Origin of the sequence: Salinivibrio costicola subsp. alcaliphilus (genome assembly GCF_001996185.1) — a bacterium.
Taxonomy (GTDB): domain Bacteria; phylum Pseudomonadota; class Gammaproteobacteria; order Enterobacterales; family Vibrionaceae; genus Salinivibrio; species Salinivibrio costicola.
Genome location: NZ_MUFR01000001.1, coordinates 44,661 through 60,884 on the forward strand (window position 1 = coordinate 44,661; position 16,224 = coordinate 60,884).

Genomic DNA, 16,224 nt, shown 5'->3' on the forward strand with positions numbered 1-16,224 from the left:
ATGCTCACCGACCGACTACCGGCCTACTCTCGCCCGGGTAATTTCTTCCACGTGACTTTATCTCGCAAATAGGTAGGGCTGGCTAGCTCGGCGGCCACCGCTTCTCCTGACTGGTACGCGTGTTGTGCAATCGCGATCATATCTTGCGCTTGCGGGTACAACACATCTGACCTGACGCTTTGCAATCCCAACTGGGCCTCTAGATCAGGATAGGCAGGCCAGCCGGTTCCTGCCAATGTCCAAACACCTTGGTTAGAGTGAGGTAAAAGCGCATCAGGTGCGACGACCATTTCCTCACCTAAACACTGCCAACGACCTGTTTGTGTGCGTTGGTACTGACCGACATATAACTCGCCCATCCGCGCGTCAATCGCAGCGAGGACACGGGTTGCGCCGCTCAGTCGGTAGCTTTGTGCCGCCATCGCCTCTAGCGTTGACACGCCAATCATGGGCAAATCCGCGCCAAAAGCGAGTCCTTGGGCAATACCAATACCAATGCGTACACCGGTAAAACTGCCCGGCCCGCGGCCGAACGCCAACGCATCCACCTGGCTGAGTGCGACGCCGGCTTCTGCCAGGACTTCATCAACCATCGGCAGGATCTTATTCGTGTGTTCGCGTGGGGCGATTTCACTGCGTGAAATAACATGATCGCCACAACTAAGTGCCACTGAACAATTCTCCGTCGCCGTATCGACGGCAAGTATTTTTAGCGTCATTTAACCCTCTATAGGTTGATGTGATAAATGCGAGTGAACGGTTTTATTGTCCGCCTCTGAGGGCGACAAAAAATCGTCAATATGGTTAAGCTCCCGTGTCCGTGGGATAGCAGGTAAACTGCGTAAAAAGGTCGCGCCATAGGCACGGGTGACTAAGCGGTTATCACAGATAATCAATGCGCCATAGTCTTGTTGATCACGAATCAATCGCCCCACGCCTTGTTTAAGCGTGATCACTGCTTCGGGAATTTGTACCTGAGCGAAGGGATCGCCACCTTGCAATTTGCAGTCTTCAATGCGTGCTTTTAATAAAGGATCATCCGGCGACGCAAACGGCAACTTATCAATGATAACGCAACTCAAGGCCTGGCCTCGTACATCAATGCCTTCCCAAAATGCCCCTGTCGCCACCAGTAGCGCGTTACCTAAAGACAAGTATTCTGCCAATAGGCGCTGTTTAGGCATTTCGCCTTGCATCAACACCGGCAATGACAACTGCTCGCGAAATAACGCCGAGAGCTCACGGACCATTTGGTGCGACGTGCAGAGAAAAAAGCAACGGCCTTGGTTGCGTTCAATCACCGGCCCGAGCATGGCGGCCAATTTATTCGCACGGCGATAACTATTGGTCTCAGGGACATGACGTGGCACACACAATCGAGCTTGTTCTGGATAATTAAACGGGCTTTCCAGCGTCATTTGTTGTTTGGCATCGATCCCTAATCGGTGATTAAAGTGGCCAAAATCTCCCTCTACGGCCAAGGTGGCCGAGGTAAAGATCCATGCACCGCCTTGTTCGGCCATTTGTTCACGAAAACGGTCCGCTACGGATAATGGCGTAATATTCAAGCTAAAATGATGGCGTGTACATTCATACCAGTAGGAATATCCGGTTATCGACGTATCGCGAAGGCGCGTTAATCGGGCTTTAAACAGCGTAATACGGTCAAATGCGGCATCCAATAACTGGCTTCGCCCAAGCGACAACTTGACAACGTCATGAACTAAATCGAGGGCATCGGACAGTCGCACCAGTTCTTTTTCAACCACGGGTGACGCTTGAAGCTCGCGCCAATTGCCTCGAAACCCTGGCTCCCCCATTACTAACCGCATATCCATCGCTGCTTGCGAGAGGCGATCGGCCACTTTTTCCAGTTGGCGGGTATCACGAAGTTCGGTCCGGTAGGCGATATGAATATCTTTCGCGGCATCTTGAAGCTGTCGGCTTGACAAAGACTGGCCAAAATACTGGCTGGCGATATCGGGCAATTGATGCGCTTCATCAAACACCATCACATCGGCATCTGGGATCAGTTCACCAAAGCCGGTTTCTTTGATGGCGACATCTGCCAAAAATAAATGATGATTCACCACCACCACATCGGCATCCATCGCGCGGCGCCGCGCTTTCACTACATAACAATCTTCATAGCTCGGGCAGTCTTTCCCCAGACAGTTATCATTGGTGGAGGTCACAACAGGAATGAGCGGACTGTCTTCGGCAAGCGCCTCGCATTCACTCAAATCGCCTGATTCAGTATACGATGACCACTCACGAATTTTGACCAACTGACTCAGTTGTCCCGGTTCACTATCTGGGCGGTGACACTCGCTGATTTGCCGCTCTAAACGTTCAGGACAAAGATAATTGACCCGGCCTTTGAGTAGCGCCGTGGTACCGGTATAGCCCAGCGCAGACTTCATCAAGGGTAAATCGCGATGGTAGAGCTGCTCTTGCAGGTTTTTCGACCCGGTACTGATAATCGCTTTTTTGCCGCTTAACAACACCGGGGCCAGATAGGCATAGGTTTTCCCGGTTCCTGTGCCCGCTTCAACCACTAACTGGCCTTGTTCACGAATGGCCGTATCGACAGCGATCGCCATATCTGTTTGCGGTTGGCGAGGCACGAAGCCGTTAATGGCTTTAGCCAGCGCGCCCGTCTCTGAGAAAACCTTACGGATCATTGGATAAATACACAGGGGAAAGAGAGCATTATGCCAAACCCCCAAAATGGATCAAACCATTCAGGGTCGAAAGCCAAGATCACTGCGAAAATCACTTTGACCTAGCCCGCCAGACAGGGTAAAACCGAGGGTTTAATAATAAGCAGCACAGTATCAGCATGGAACGAAAAACACTACTCACGGATTGCCCTGACGCTCAAGGCTTAATCGCTACCATTACCAATATTTGCTACAAACACCAACTCAATATTATTCATAACCGCGAATACGTTGATCACGCCACCGGTCAGTTTTATATGCGCACCGAGCTGGAGGGAATTTTCAACGATCATACCTTGCTATTGGATCTTGACCACGCATTACCACCCGGCAGTCAGCGTCAATTAGTCAGTTCGCGTCGCAAACGTGTGGTGATCATGGTCACCAAAGAGTCGCATTGTCTCGGCGATATTTTGATGAAAGCGTATGACGGATCGCTCGATATAGAGATTGCCGCTGTGGTAGGGAATTACGATAAGTTACAGCCTTTAACCGAGCGGTTTGATATCCCGTTTCACTTTGTTAGCCATGAAGGATTAAGTCGCGACGAGCACGAGCAAGCGATGATTAAGGCCATTCAAGGCCACCAGCCTGATTATATTATTCTCGCCAAATATATGCGGGTGCTAACGCCAGATTTTGTCGCCCAATATCCGCATCGCATTATTAATATTCACCATAGCTTTTTGCCTGCCTTTATTGGTGCACGCCCCTATCATCAAGCCTTCGAGCGCGGGGTCAAAATCATTGGTGCGACCGCCCATTTCGTGACCAACGATTTGGATGAGGGCCCTATTATTGGCCAAGATGTGATTCATGTTGATCATAGCTTTAGCGCACAAGATATGGCAAAAGCTGGCCGGGACGTAGAAAAAAGCGTGCTCAGCCAAGCGATCGCTCGCGTTATCGACGATCGCGTCTTCGTACACGGCAATAAAACCGTGATTTTATAGCTCAGCCTCCTTATTCTCACCAAACTGCCATCGATTGCCAGCGCACCGGCGCTGGCCTCTACCTCATTGTTGAGATCATAAGAACCTGTGTAAGCAACTGGTTGATTTTATCTAAAAAGTGGTGTCATCTCGCACTACGACTTTGCCTTTAATGGCATCATAATTGGTAACCTCCGAGAGGGAAAAAAGGCTCGTTGTATTCCGGCGCGTAAAGATATCAAGGAAGGCGGTGAATAACTATTGCCAATGCCTGCTGTTTTATGGGTATCATTAGGGATCATCCGCGTCGATGAACGTCATGGTTCGCGACAATACAGCATCCCGCCAACACTGTGTTTGCACGCTTCATTCTCGCGCAATGCAGTGTTGGCGGATTCTTGTATTGATAAGCTGGAAACCCACATAACGGGTCATTCATAATCAGCCCGGCTAGTAGTAAAGGTAAGCAAGTGAATATTCAAAGTCTTCTTAACGAAAAAGTTTCTGCCGCCATGGTTGCGGCGGGTGCGCCTGAGGGCACACCAGCAGCAGTGCGTCAATCTGCAAAACCACAATTTGGTGATTATCAGGCCAATGGTGTGATGGGTGCAGCCAAAAAGATCGGGACGAACCCGCGTGAATTTGCCCAAAAGGTATTGGACGCGCTTGATCTCGGTGATATGGCAAGTCGCGCAGAGATTGCCGGTCCAGGCTTTATCAATATCTTTTTAAACGATCAGTGGCTGGCTAAACAGGCGGATATCGCCCTGTCCGACGCTCACTTAGGTATCGAGAAACAAGATAAGCAAAATATTGTCGTCGATTACTCGGCACCTAACGTTGCTAAAGAAATGCACGTTGGTCATTTACGCTCCACCATTATCGGTGATGCGGTGGTGCGTACATTAGAGTTTTTGGGTCACAAGGTTACACGGGCCAACCACCTAGGTGATTGGGGAACGCAATTCGGTATGTTGATTGCTAACCTCGAGCTGCACGAGTCACGCGGTGATGATATCTCTATGGAGCTGGGCGATATTGAAAACTTCTATCGTGAGTCTAAAGCGCGCTACGATGAAGACGAAGCCTTTGCCGCCACCGCACGTGACTACGTGGTGCGATTGCAGCGTGGCGATGCCTATTGCAAAGAGAAGTGGGAAAAGCTCGTTAAAGTCACGTTAGAGCAGAACCAGCAGAACTATGACCGTCTAAACGTTTCCCTGACACCAAAAGATGTCATGGGCGAGAGCCTTTATAACGATATGCTGCCGGGTATTGTTGAAGACTTAAAAGCGAAAGGCATCGCGGTCGAAGACGATGGGGCTCAGGTGGTCTTTCTCGACGAATATAAAAATAAAGATGGCGAGCCGATGGGTGTGATCATCCAAAAACGTGATGGCGGCTTTCTTTATACCACCACCGACATTGCTTGCGCCAAGTATCGCTATGAACAATTTAACGCTGATCGCGTGATGTATTTCATTGATTCACGCCAGCATCAACACCTAATGCAAGCCTGGACCATTGTTCGTAAAGCCGAGTATGTTCCGGAAACCGTTAGCTTGGAGCACCATGCATTCGGCATGATGCTGGGTAAAGATGGCAAACCGTTTAAAACACGTGCGGGCGGCACAGTGCGTCTTGCTGACCTATTGGACGAAGCAGAAACGCGTGCCAAAGCACTGATTGCTGAAAAGAACCCTGATATGGATGCGGCCGAGCAAGCGAATATCGCGACGACGGTTGCGATGGCAGCGGTAAAATACTCCGATCTCTCCAAGCACCGTACTACCGATTATATTTTCGACTGGGATCATATGCTGGCCTTTGAGGGGAATACCGCGCCTTACATGCAATACGCATATACTCGCGTTGCCTCAGTCTTTGCAAAATCAGGCGTCGATCGGGATGCGCTTGACGGTGAGATGATCATTGAGCACGAAAAAGAAAAAGCATTGGTTGCTAAGCTACTGCAATTTGAAGAAGCCGTGAAATCTGTAGCCCGAGAAGGACAGCCGCACTTAATGTGTAGTTACCTCTTTGAGCTTGCAGGCTTGTTCTCTAGCTTTTATGAAGCTTGCCCAATCCTGCTCTCAGAAGGACACACTCGCCAAAGCCGCTTGCGCATGGCCGCACTCACTGCGAAAACCATCAAGCAAGGTTTGGCGCTATTGGGCATCAATACGCTTGAACGCATGTAATGGCTAAGCGGACGAGATAACCTAATAGTGAAGCCCACCTTGTCGGTGGGCTTTTTATTTGCCGTGACCCACTCGTCGGTTGTGATATAAGCTGGCGAGATTCATTTCAATACGGAGTGGCTATGTCTTTTTGTCTTCACCCTCGTTTAGCCGCTGACAGCGCGTATGTCGGCGATTTTGCATTATGCCAATTACGCCTTGCAGGCGCAGATTTTGGTCCATGGCTTTTGCTTATCCCTCGGGTAAGTGGCATCGAAGAAATCCATCATCTCAGCCCAAGCGATCAACAAACACTCTGGCAAGAGTCCGCCCTGGTCGCAAGCTGTCTAGAATCTCTTTTTGCTCCCGATAAGCTCAATATTGCAGCAATTGGTAATCTGGTCCCGCAGCTTCATCTCCATCATGTTGCGCGATTTCGCGACGATGCAGTATGGCCCAATCCAATCTGGGGGCACCTCCAGGCGACGCCGCGCTCACCGTCACAGCAAACAGCACTTGTGAGTCAGTTTAGAGAGGCGCTTGTTACTCAAGGATTAACGGTTTTGTCGTGATCACGTCACCCAGCATCCGAGGATTCCGCCAAGGCCTCCGTTGCACCCTCTCGTTTTTTAGTTTCACTCGGCACAGCGAGCGCTTGGTATTCAGTCCACATGGGTTTCAACGTGGACTGAAAAAGCGGATATGCACCGGCATGATCCAAGGGAAAATCAGTATGCTGCCCAACCTGGTGCCGTTGTTTGAACGCTAACCTAACTGCGGCTAATACAATACTGACAAAGAGTATCAGCATGACACCGCTCACCAGGTGAGGCAATATCGGCATAGAGACCCTCATATCCAGTACAGTATGCGACGCGCCATCACGCGGAATGGCAATCCGAAGCTGATAGTGCCCTCCGACCATATTCGCTAACGAGAAGGTTTCTCTTCCGGTTTGCTGCCAAGCGGCCAGCGGTTTAGCCAAAGACTGGCCAGATTGTCGGTAAGGGACCAATTGGTAATGAATACGAGAGACCTGACGCTCTGGCGGCCAGCTTCCCCAAGACACGTTAACCGGGCTTTTTTCGAGCAGTGTGATTGCGGTCTGCTGGCGTGGGCCAACACGCCAGCGCTTATGTTGCTGCCACAGAGCCCCGATCACCACCTGAGGCGGTTTACGCAGCGAAAACGCGAGTTGGTCGGTTTCAATCACGTACTTATTTTCAGCGTCCAGAATGGTCAACTGATGCGGGCGAGACGCAAAACAAGCCACTTGCTCAGACTCAGAAGGCAGTCGGAAAGTGCGGATAAAACCTCGTGGTGCAATGTGGATTAAAGCCTGATTACTGTACGCCCAGATACCATCTCGATTTCCAGTGATACAGCGAAAGGCTTCATTCTCCAATGCTAGGTACGCCACCGAGGTTGAATTAGATAAGTTTGGGTTGTATTGATATAGCCCCTTATTATTCACCAACCATACCCGCCCTTGCTCATCGGCATAGAGATCAACGATGGGTAGTAAAGCATCCATGAGCGGTATCGGCTGGAACTGGTCATGACGATAACGCGTCAGCCCTTGGCGATGACGAATCCAAACACTCCCTCTGCCATCATCATAAAAGCCTAATATATCGCCCGCATCAGATTGCCAATTAGTGCCATAATCGATGACCTTTTCAGATTCAGGCCAATAGCGAATGAGGCGATCCTTGAACGCCAGCCACATAACGCCATTTGAGTCGACATATAAATGCTGAGCCGAGAGTGACGAGAGAGACTCGGGGAGCGTGAGGTCAGCGCTTAAATTCCGCCAACCGCCTGAATACAGCCCCCGCCAATCACTACTGGCCAGAAAACCTTGTGTCATCGCTGTTGGCACATCCTGATGTTGATGCGAAATCCAGCGTTGCCCAGGCGCGCGATAACGGGTTGTCTTATCGGTTGAAAACCAGACGCCGCCCTCAAAGTCGCCCCACAAAAAGGTGACTGACTTTCCCGGTATTAACCGAGCGCCGGGCTGCCACACGGGCGTTGCTTCCCCGCTAATAGAGAGAAAATAGACGCCATCGGCACGCGCCGCCCAAAGCCCACCGGAGCCAACCGTTAGGCGCTGGTAACCCCCTTGGGTATTAAGTAGATGCTGTGCTTGAACCGCACGGTCTGATAACGCTAAGAGGTAGACACCTCGTTCAGTACTGACCCAAGCTCTATCTCCCTTTGCCGTTATCGCAGTCACAGAGCTTGTAAAGCGCGTGAGTTGGCGAATACCGTCATCGGTAAGCTGATACAAACCTTTGCCGATCGCGACTAATCGGTGCTCATCGGTAAGCCACGTATGGTCCGCACGCCATTGACCAGCTCGCCAAATACGAAATTGATTCTCTTTAACGTGATAACGGCTTAATTGTCCATCTTGGATATACCACAGCGTGTTATTCACCGCGGCTAATCGAGGTTGACTCTCGCCACGAGTGTCTTTGCCGCTGTCTGACAACTTATATTGGATTAGTGTATTGTCACCCGCTCGAAAGCGGTAAATACCTCGTTGGCCCGCAAGCCATAACGTTTGGTGGGCATAGGCGATGGTCACTATTTTTTCGTCAGGTAAGGTCAGCGTTTCGTCTAGAGGGTGGGATTGTTGTCCATCGAAGAAATAAATATCGCCTTGATTATTAAGCAGCCACATACCGCCTGAGGGTTGGACCGCGACATCACGCACATCACCAAGCGCACTGAGCCCCGGATAAGATTGAAATGACGTTTGTAGTGGTTCGTGCGCATGCAAAGGCAGACAAAGGAGAACAAGAGCCAACCATAAAAAACAAAGACATTGGCGTTTCATGTATAAAATGCGAGACAGGGTTGCAGGGTTAAGCCTTGTAGTGTCCTGCTAGTCACTACGAAAGAAAACCCTGCGTCCCCAAATGTGAGCGAGTCCTCACATTTTTAATATTTATTACCCATTAAGACGCTGCTCCAATGCTTGCTGCGCATGTTTTGCTTGACGCTGAAACTCACCTCTCTCCTGACTCGGCACGGGATGAGCTTCGGGCAACGGCACTTTCATGGCATTCACAGGGTGGCCGTACTTTAATAACTCAAAATGCAGGTGTGGGCCGGTCGAGCGTCCCGTGTTGCCACTGAGCGCAATCCGTTGTCCCATTGATACGTGGTCGCCAGGTTTCACCAAAATCCGGTGTAAATGGAGATAACGGGTTGAGTATTCACGACCATGTTTGATGACAACATAGTTTCCTGCTAACGGGTGTTTGCGCGCTTTCACCACCACGCCATCACCTGCCGCTAGCACCGACGTCCCAACGGGGGTAGCAAAGTCGGTCCCATTATGCGGAGAGATACGCCCCGTAATGGGATGCTTGCGGTGAGGATCAAACGAGGAGCTAATCCGGTAGCGTTTCGCCGTAGGGATGCGGCGCAGGGCACGATCTAAGCTTTGCCCTTGCTCATCATAAAAACGGCCATCCGTATGTCGATAAATGAAGATATCACGATCTCCCGCTCGATAGAGCATGGCGAATATATTTCCAGATGAGACCGGTTTATTGTCAATAAACTCTTTATCTACCTGAATCGCAAACTGATCGCCTCGACGCGATTGGCGTCCAAAGTCAAACCGCCATTGTAATGCCGAAACCAGGTTTTGAATTTGATTGGGGGTTAGCCCCGCTTGGCGAGCTTGTTGGTAAAAACTGCTGTTGACACGACCAATCACGGTGACTTTTTCACGATCCCCTTTGGTTTCTAAACGCGCATACGCTACCTTCCCCTGCTCAAAACGATACTGATCCCGGTATTTGAGCGATTGGTACAGGGTGAACGTTAATAACCGTCCTTGTTCATCGACCTGCCACTCCATGTTTTGACCACGACGGATGTCACCCACGCGATCATTTTCATCAAGCATTTGATAAAGCTGGCTGATCGGAAGTCCGTATTGGGAAAAAATACCTCCCAACGTATCGCCGGCAGCCACCGTGTGTTGGTGGGTGCGCGGTGCTTCCGAGGTGATGTCTTTTTCTAATGCATCTTCCGGTACGCGAAGTGCAGGATCATCGGCATCCAGACCCTGTTCGATAGGCTCACTGTGCTCGACGGAGGTGATATTTTGCGTATCGTTCGGGATAGGTATCGGTTGGCGATCACGTGAAGAGGAAAAAGGATGGGGCTGCCACATCAAGGCAGCGCCAACTAAAAGAGATAATGATGCGAGTGCTAGCTTGTGCTGGCGTGGTAGCCGAGCCGTAGCAGCTAACCAGTTAGTGAGTAGTTTCATGCTTTAAACAACGTGCGAAACGATTTCCCATATCTTTTAAAAACACCTGATAAGCATCAGGCGTTACCTGAATTGACGTCGCCAATGGATCGAGTTCGAGGACATTGACGTCATTATGTCGGGTCACAGCATCAATCAGTGCAGGATTAAACTGCGGCTCAGTGAAGATACAGGTCGCATCATGATTAAGCAATCCTCGGCGAATGGTTACTAACGTCTTAGCGCCCGGTTTTTGGCTTGGATCCACGGTAAAATGGCCGGTTTTCTCGAGGCCAAAGGCCGTTTCAAAGTAGCCATAGGCATCATGAAAGACAAAGTAGCCTGACTGCATATGCGTGGATAACTCATCTTCAATATCCGCGACGGTTTGGGTTAGCTGGGTATTAAAACGGTTAAGGTTAGCCCGATAGATCGCCGCTTTATCCGGCGCCGCCTCAATTAAAGCCGCGGTAATCGCTTGCGCGGCTACCCGTGCGGTGTCTGGACCCAACCACAGATGAGGGTCGATGTTATGTTCACCGTGATCATGGCCATGATGATCATGGGCGCCGTCAAAATCACGCAGTGGCATCCCCTCAATCTGAGATAGCGTCAGCACCGAGGGCTTATCGGCTAATAACTTATCGAGAAACAGTTCGAGTTCGGGCCCGACCCATAGGGTAATATCGGCTTGATTCAACGCGCGAATATCCGAAGGTTTCAGGGCGTAGCCATGCGGTGATGCGCCAGGAGGTAGCAGCACGTCTAAACGATCATCATCGGCAATGAGTCCTGCCGTAATAAGCTGAAGCGGTTTAATGGTTGTCATCACCGTGATCGCGTGAGCCGGCATCACCAGCAATAGCGCAAAAAGTCCACCAATAATACGAGCTGTCATCATTCCTCTCATTCTTTTGTTTTCTCGACGGGCAGAAATGTTATATTATAACAATTCCAATTCACAATGCTTTTTTTCACTATGACAAATTCGCTAGTCTCGCTTGACGCGGTGACGGTGACCTATAACGGCCGAAATGTGCTGGACAAGGTCTCTATGCAATTAAAACGAGGACAGATTACCACGCTCATTGGTCCAAATGGCGCGGGGAAATCAACCTTGGTCAAAGCATTAATTGGTTTAGTGAAGCCTGCAGCGGGTATGGTTCACGTCGCTAAAGGGGTCAAGATAGGCTATGTGCCACAAAAACTTCAGCTTAACCAGACACTGCCTTTGACGGTTGACCGATTTATTCGCCTAGGAACACGCTATACCAATTCCCAAATTGATCACGCGTTGAAAACCGTCAACGCAGAATCATTGCAATACGCCAATATGCACACGCTTTCGGGCGGTGAAACACAACGTGTTCTTTTGGCGCGTGCGATCTTAAAACAGCCGGATGTGCTGGTGTTAGATGAACCGGTGCAAGGGGTCGATGTCAGCGGCCAATTAGAAATGTATAGCCTCATCGCTCACCTGCGCGATACACTAAAATGCGCGGTATTAATGGTGTCACACGATTTGCATTTAGTCATGGCCAAGACCGATGACGTCATTTGCCTTCAACACCATGTGTGCTGCTCTGGCGCACCCGACGCCATATCTCAGCATCCATCCTATGTCGCGATGTTTGGTCGTCAAACCAGTGAACAACTGGCGTTATATCATCACCACCATCATCACCAACATGATCTTGCAGGCCAGCCTGTAAGCTGTGATCACCAAGAGCACCACCATGATTGAGTTCCTTCTTGCCCCTATTATGGGTGGCCTACTTATCGCTGCCATTGCTGGGCCATTAGGCTCTTTTGTGGTCTGGCGTCGGATGGCCTATTTCGGCGATACCTTAGCACACGCTTCATTACTTGGGCTCGCGCTTGGGTTTTTGCTCCAAATTGACTTAAATCTCGCGCTGGTTGTGACGTGTTTGCTTCTCGCGATCTTGTTGGTTGGTCTGCAACGCCAACATCTGGTTTCTACCGATACCTTACTCGGGATATTGGCACACAGCGCTCTGTCTTTGGGCTTAGTGGCGGTCAGCTTTTTAGACAACATGCGGGTTGATTTGATGGCCTATTTGTTTGGCGATCTGCTGGCGGTTTCATTTTCTGACCTTACCTGGCTCGCGGTCGGCGCCTGCTTTACGCTTGCTGTACTGGGATATTATTGGGAACAACTTCTATCGATGACCGTCAGTGAAGAGCTGGCTAAAGTCGAAGGGATAGCGGTCGAAAAACTGCGGCTTTTATTGATGCTATTGATTGGTTTAGTGATCGCATTGGCGATGAAGTTTGTTGGCGCGCTGATTATTACATCCATGCTGATCATTCCCGCTGCAACAGCCCGCCGACTGGCGTCTACGCCAGAGCAAATGGCTGCTTTTGCTAGCCTGATTGGCATGTTCGCCGTGATGCTGGGTATGGCTGGATCCTGGTTTTATGATACGCCCGCAGGGCCGTCAGTAGTGGTTGCTGCAGCCAGTGTATTTATGCTCACGCAGCTGGTCCCTTCTCGCGCCGTTACCTGAGTATCTGCGACCACGGCCTGAATGCGATGATGCTCTGAATGCGATCATAGCCTGAAGACGATCATAGTCTGAACGAGTCTAAACGTTAAACACGTTTATGCTGTGAAAACGCGCAGGCCTTAACGTTTTCCCTGTAACGACAAAAGCCGCTCACATGAGCGGCTTTGGGCTTTACGTGACTGGAAAATTACATTACCAGTTGGTTTTTTCACGTAGTGCTTTGCCAATATCGGCCAAGCTTTTCACTGTTGTCACGCCTGCCGCTTCCAAGGCCGCAAATTTATCGTCTGCGGTACCTTTACCACCAGAAATGATTGCACCCGCATGGCCCATACGTTTGCCTGGAGGCGCAGTCACACCAGCAATATAAGCCACAACCGGCTTGGTAACATTCGCTTTAATGTACGCGGCGGCTTCTTCTTCGGCGGTACCACCGATTTCACCAATCATTACAATTGCTTCGGTGGCAGGATCCTTTTCGAACATCGCGAGGATGTCGATAAAGTTTGAGCCTGGAATCGGATCACCACCAATTCCAACGCACGTTGATTGGCCAAAGCCTTCATCGGTTGTTTGTTTTACCGCTTCATAAGTCAAGGTGCCTGAGCGTGAAACAATGCCTACCTTACCCGACTGATGGATATGTCCTGGCATAATGCCAATCTTAGACTCATCGGGGGTAATCACACCGGGGCAGTTAGGGCCGATCATTCGCACCCCTGCTTGATCCAGTTTCACTTTCACTTCCAGCATATCCAGCGTTGGAATACCTTCGGTAATACAGACGATCAGCTCAATCCCGGCGTCAATCGCTTCTAAAATGGCATCTTTACAAAAAGGCGCTGGCACATAAATGACCGAGGCAGTGGCGCCGGTCGCTTCAACCGCGTCTGCCACGGTATTAAAGACCGGAAGGCCGAGGTGAGTCGTGCCGCCTTTGCCCGGTGATACGCCACCGACCATTTGGGTTCCATATTCAATCGCCTGCTCGGAATGGAAGGTTCCTTGACCGCCCGTAAATCCTTGGCAGATAACTTTGGTTTCTTTATTGATCAGCACTGACATTGTTATTTACCCTCCGCGGCAGCAACGACTTTCTGTGCGGCTTCGGTTAGCGATGTTGCCGCAATGATGTTCAAACCACTATCGGCCAGTTTTTTGGCGCCTAAGTCTGCGTTATTCCCCTCAAGACGAACCACAACAGGCACTTTAACGCCGACTTCTTCAACCGCACCAATAATGCCATCTGCAATCAGATCACAGCGCACAATGCCGCCAAAGATGTTCACCAATACCGCCTTTACGTTGCTATCAGATAGAATGATTTTAAAGGCTTCTGTCACACGCTCTTTTGTCGCACCGCCTCCCACATCGAGGAAGTTGGCAGGGCTACCACCGTGCAAGTTAACAATGTCCATGGTCCCCATTGCCAAGCCAGCACCATTCACCATACAACCAATGTTGCCGTCTAGCGCAACATAGTTCAGCTCCCACTGTGCCGCATGCGCTTCGCGCTCATCGTCTTGACTCGGGTCGTGCATCGCACGCACCTTCGGCTGACGATATACCGCATTACTGTCAATCGCTAGCTTTGCATCCAAGCAATGCAAATCGCCTTGTTCAGTAATCACCAGCGGGTTTACCTCAACCAAGGCAACATCTTTATCCAAGAACAGTTGACCAATCCCGACAAAGATCTTAGTGAACTGCTTGATTTGCTCACCTTCTAAGCCAAGTTTAAATGCCAGTTGGCGACCCTGGTAAGGTTGTGGGCCAACCAAAGGATCAATCGATGCTTTGTGAATCAGCTCTGGCGTTTCTTCGGCGACTTTTTCTATTTCAACACCGCCTTCGGTGGATGCCATGAAAACAACGCGACGCGAGCCACGGTCGACCACGGCACCCAGGTAAAGCTCTTTAGCGATATCGGTGCAAGACTCAACCAAAATTTTGCTGACTGGTTGGCCATTCTCGTCCGTTTGAAATGTCACTAGGTTTTTACCCAGCCATTTCTGTGCAAATTCGCGGATTTCTTCTTTTGAGTTCGCGAGTTTCACCCCGCCCGCTTTTCCGCGGCCACCGGCGTGAACTTGGCATTTCACAACCCATTTGTTGCCGCCAATTTTATCGGCTGCTTCAGCAGCTTCTTGTGGTGTATCGCAGGCATAGCCCTCTGAAACTGGTAGACCATATTCAGCGAACAGCTGCTTTGACTGATATTCGTGCAGATTCATGATGTTCTATCCGTGTTAGTGTCCATTATTGTATCTTTATGCTTTCCAAAGAAGGGGACCTCCGTCCCCTTCAAAACGGTTTATTTCCCTCAAAAAGAGGTCGATAACACCATTAAACGTCTAGGAGCAGACGTGTTGGGTCTTCAAGGAGCTCTTTGATGGTGACCAAGAAACCAACCGACTCACGACCGTCAATAAGGCGGTGATCATAGGAAAGCGCAAGGTACATCATCGGCAAGATTTCAACCTTGCCATCTACCGCCATTGGGCGATCTTGAATTTTATGCATGCCAAGAATGGCAGCTTGAGGTGGGTTAATGATCGGCGTTGACATTAATGAGCCGAACACACCGCCATTGGTCAGAGTAAAGTTACCTCCGGTGAGTTCATCAACGGTCAACTTGCCGTCACGCCCCTTTATGGCTAAGTCACGAATACCTTTTTCGATATCGGCAAAACCTAGTTTGTCGCAGTCGCGCAGTACAGGTGTTACCAAGCCACGCGGAGTAGAAACCGCCATGCTGACGTCAAAATAGTTGTGATACACAATCTCATCACCATCTATTGACGCATTCACTTCTGGATAACGTTTAAGGGCTTCAACGACCGCTTTAACGTAAAAAGACATGAAACCAAGGCGAATATCATGACGCTTTTCAAACGAATCACGGTACTGCTTACGCAGTTCCATAATTGGCTTCATGTTCACTTCGTTAAATGTGGTTAGCATCGCGGTGCTGTTTTTTGCTTCGAGCAGACGTTCTGCCACGCGCTTACGCAAACGCGTCATCGGCACACGCTTCTCGCCTCGCTCTGCCACTGGCGGCACATCTTGGGTCGCCGCTTTCTGCTCACTACTTTGCGCGGGCTGCTTCTTCAGGTGCGCTTCCACATCTTCTCGGGTAATGCGTCCGCCTACACCCGTGCCTTTCACCGCATCCGAAGAAAGATCATGTTCAGCCAATAAGCGACGGACGGCAGGGCTCAGTGAGTCATTGCTCTCTTCTTCTAGTGACGCAGTGTGGCGCTTATCCGGTGATGCCTCTGATTCAGCGGGCACATCTTTGGTTGGTTCACCCGCGACTGCCCCTTCTTTCAGCTTGGCGATCGCTTGTTTGCCCAGCACGGTTGACCCTTCATCTTCAATGATGGATTCCAGTACCCCATCTGCAGGAGCGGGAACTTCTAGCACGACCTTATCTGTTTCAATATCAACCAGTACTTCGTCACGGGTTACCGAGTCACCTGGCTGTTTATGCCATGTGGCAATCGTTGCGTCAGCCACAGATTCGGGTAAATCGGGAACCAGAATTTCGATTGTCATATCGTATTTATCCTTAATGTTCTAGTT

13 protein-coding genes are annotated in these 16,224 nt (G+C 50.1%); 5 read left to right on the forward strand and 8 right to left on the reverse strand.

Features of this window, described 5'->3' with window-relative positions; all coding sequences use genetic code 11:
• Nucleotides 1-23 precede the first annotated feature (23 nt).
• On the reverse strand, nucleotides 24-719 hold the full coding sequence (tsaB, locus tag BZJ21_RS00210) for a tRNA (adenosine(37)-N6)-threonylcarbamoyltransferase complex dimerization subunit type 1 TsaB (protein WP_077668839.1): 696 nt from the start codon (nucleotides 717-719) through the stop codon (nucleotides 24-26).
• Nucleotides 720-2,684 (reverse strand): ATP-dependent DNA helicase, encoded by a 1,965-nt coding sequence (locus BZJ21_RS00215; RefSeq protein WP_077460178.1) that lies wholly within the window; start codon nucleotides 2,682-2,684, stop codon nucleotides 720-722.
• A 158-nt stretch (nucleotides 2,685-2,842) separates the two neighbouring features.
• Here BZJ21_RS00215 and purU point away from each other — a divergent pair, with 158 nt between their 5' ends.
• The 3 genes from purU to BZJ21_RS00230 all read left to right on the forward strand — a co-directional run bounded on the left by purU (nucleotide 2,843) and on the right by BZJ21_RS00230 (nucleotide 6,407).
• Nucleotides 2,843-3,676 carry a formyltetrahydrofolate deformylase gene (purU, locus tag BZJ21_RS00220; protein WP_021022444.1) on the forward strand — a complete coding sequence of 278 codons (834 nt, stop codon included), beginning with the start codon at nucleotides 2,843-2,845 and terminating at the stop codon, nucleotides 3,674-3,676.
• Nucleotides 3,677-4,125: 449 nt separating this feature from the next.
• On the forward strand, nucleotides 4,126-5,856 hold the full coding sequence (argS, locus tag BZJ21_RS00225; protein ID WP_077575863.1) for an arginine--tRNA ligase: 1,731 nt from the start codon (nucleotides 4,126-4,128) through the stop codon (nucleotides 5,854-5,856).
• Between the two features lie 122 nt (nucleotides 5,857-5,978).
• Complete coding sequence (locus tag BZJ21_RS00230) at nucleotides 5,979-6,407, forward strand: HIT domain-containing protein (protein ID WP_077575864.1); 429 nt, start codon at nucleotides 5,979-5,981, stop codon at nucleotides 6,405-6,407.
• A gap of 5 nt (nucleotides 6,408-6,412) precedes the next feature.
• On the opposite strand, the gene BZJ21_RS00235 is transcribed toward BZJ21_RS00230, so the two are convergent.
• From BZJ21_RS00235 to znuA, 3 genes are all read right to left on the reverse strand, one after another.
• A complete protein-coding gene (locus BZJ21_RS00235) occupies nucleotides 6,413-8,680 on the reverse strand; it encodes a ligand-binding sensor domain-containing protein (RefSeq protein ID WP_077668840.1) in 2,268 nt (755 codons plus the stop codon).
• A gap of 114 nt (nucleotides 8,681-8,794) precedes the next feature.
• Nucleotides 8,795-10,132 (reverse strand): murein DD-endopeptidase MepM, encoded by a 1,338-nt coding sequence (gene mepM, locus BZJ21_RS00240; RefSeq protein WP_077668841.1) that lies wholly within the window; start codon nucleotides 10,130-10,132, stop codon nucleotides 8,795-8,797.
• Entirely contained in the window at nucleotides 10,116-11,012 is an 897-nt protein-coding gene (gene znuA / locus BZJ21_RS00245) for a zinc ABC transporter substrate-binding protein ZnuA (protein ID WP_236719484.1), read from the reverse strand. The genes mepM and znuA overlap by 17 nt, the downstream gene beginning before the upstream one ends.
• A gap of 78 nt (nucleotides 11,013-11,090) precedes the next feature.
• Here znuA and znuC point away from each other — a divergent pair, with 78 nt between their 5' ends.
• Together znuC and znuB are read left to right on the forward strand one after the other, a co-directional pair.
• Nucleotides 11,091-11,855, forward strand: a complete 765-nt coding sequence (gene znuC, locus BZJ21_RS00250; RefSeq protein WP_077575868.1) for a zinc ABC transporter ATP-binding protein ZnuC — start codon at nucleotides 11,091-11,093, stop codon at nucleotides 11,853-11,855.
• Nucleotides 11,848-12,639, forward strand: a complete 792-nt coding sequence (znuB, locus tag BZJ21_RS00255) for a zinc ABC transporter permease subunit ZnuB (protein WP_021022451.1) — start codon at nucleotides 11,848-11,850, stop codon at nucleotides 12,637-12,639. The genes znuC and znuB overlap by 8 nt, the downstream gene beginning before the upstream one ends.
• A 192-nt stretch (nucleotides 12,640-12,831) precedes the next feature.
• Here the strand turns inward: znuB and sucD are convergent, their stop codons facing one another.
• The 3 genes from sucD to odhB form a co-directional block, all read right to left on the reverse strand.
• Nucleotides 12,832-13,704: a succinate--CoA ligase subunit alpha gene (gene sucD / locus BZJ21_RS00260; protein WP_021022452.1), complete on the reverse strand. Its 873-nt coding sequence runs from the start codon at nucleotides 13,702-13,704 to the stop codon at nucleotides 12,832-12,834.
• Nucleotides 13,705-13,706: 2 nt separating this feature from the next.
• Nucleotides 13,707-14,873: an ADP-forming succinate--CoA ligase subunit beta gene (gene sucC, locus BZJ21_RS00265; protein ID WP_077460170.1), complete on the reverse strand. Its 1,167-nt coding sequence runs from the start codon at nucleotides 14,871-14,873 to the stop codon at nucleotides 13,707-13,709.
• Nucleotides 14,874-14,985: 112 nt separating this feature from the next.
• Nucleotides 14,986-16,197, reverse strand: coding sequence for a 2-oxoglutarate dehydrogenase complex dihydrolipoyllysine-residue succinyltransferase (odhB, locus tag BZJ21_RS00270; RefSeq protein ID WP_021022454.1), 1,212 nt, complete (start codon nucleotides 16,195-16,197; stop codon nucleotides 14,986-14,988).
• Nucleotides 16,198-16,224 lie beyond the last annotated feature (27 nt).

Excerpts from the sequence above, each read along its gene's own strand:
- odhB (WP_021022454.1), bottom strand. The coding sequence starts at position 16,197 with ATGACAATCGAAATTCTGGTTCCCGATTTACCCGAATCTGTGGCTGAC.
- BZJ21_RS00235 (WP_077668840.1), bottom strand. The coding sequence starts at position 8,680 with ATGAAACGCCAATGTCTTTGTTTTTTATGGTTGGCTCTTGTTCTCCTT.
- BZJ21_RS00215 (WP_077460178.1), bottom strand. The coding sequence starts at position 2,684 with ATGATCCGTAAGGTTTTCTCAGAGACGGGCGCGCTGGCTAAAGCCATT.
- znuB (WP_021022451.1), top strand. The coding sequence starts at position 11,848 with ATGATTGAGTTCCTTCTTGCCCCTATTATGGGTGGCCTACTTATCGCT.
- purU (WP_021022444.1), top strand. The coding sequence starts at position 2,843 with ATGGAACGAAAAACACTACTCACGGATTGCCCTGACGCTCAAGGCTTA.
- znuC (WP_077575868.1), top strand. The coding sequence starts at position 11,091 with ATGACAAATTCGCTAGTCTCGCTTGACGCGGTGACGGTGACCTATAAC.
- tsaB (WP_077668839.1), bottom strand. The coding sequence starts at position 719 with ATGACGCTAAAAATACTTGCCGTCGATACGGCGACGGAGAATTGTTCA.
- sucC (WP_077460170.1), bottom strand. The coding sequence starts at position 14,873 with ATGAATCTGCACGAATATCAGTCAAAGCAGCTGTTCGCTGAATATGGT.
- BZJ21_RS00230 (WP_077575864.1), top strand. The coding sequence starts at position 5,979 with ATGTCTTTTTGTCTTCACCCTCGTTTAGCCGCTGACAGCGCGTATGTC.
- sucD (WP_021022452.1), bottom strand. The coding sequence starts at position 13,704 with ATGTCAGTGCTGATCAATAAAGAAACCAAAGTTATCTGCCAAGGATTT.
- mepM (WP_077668841.1), bottom strand. The coding sequence starts at position 10,132 with ATGAAACTACTCACTAACTGGTTAGCTGCTACGGCTCGGCTACCACGC.
- znuA (WP_236719484.1), bottom strand. The coding sequence starts at position 11,012 with ATGATGACAGCTCGTATTATTGGTGGACTTTTTGCGCTATTGCTGGTG.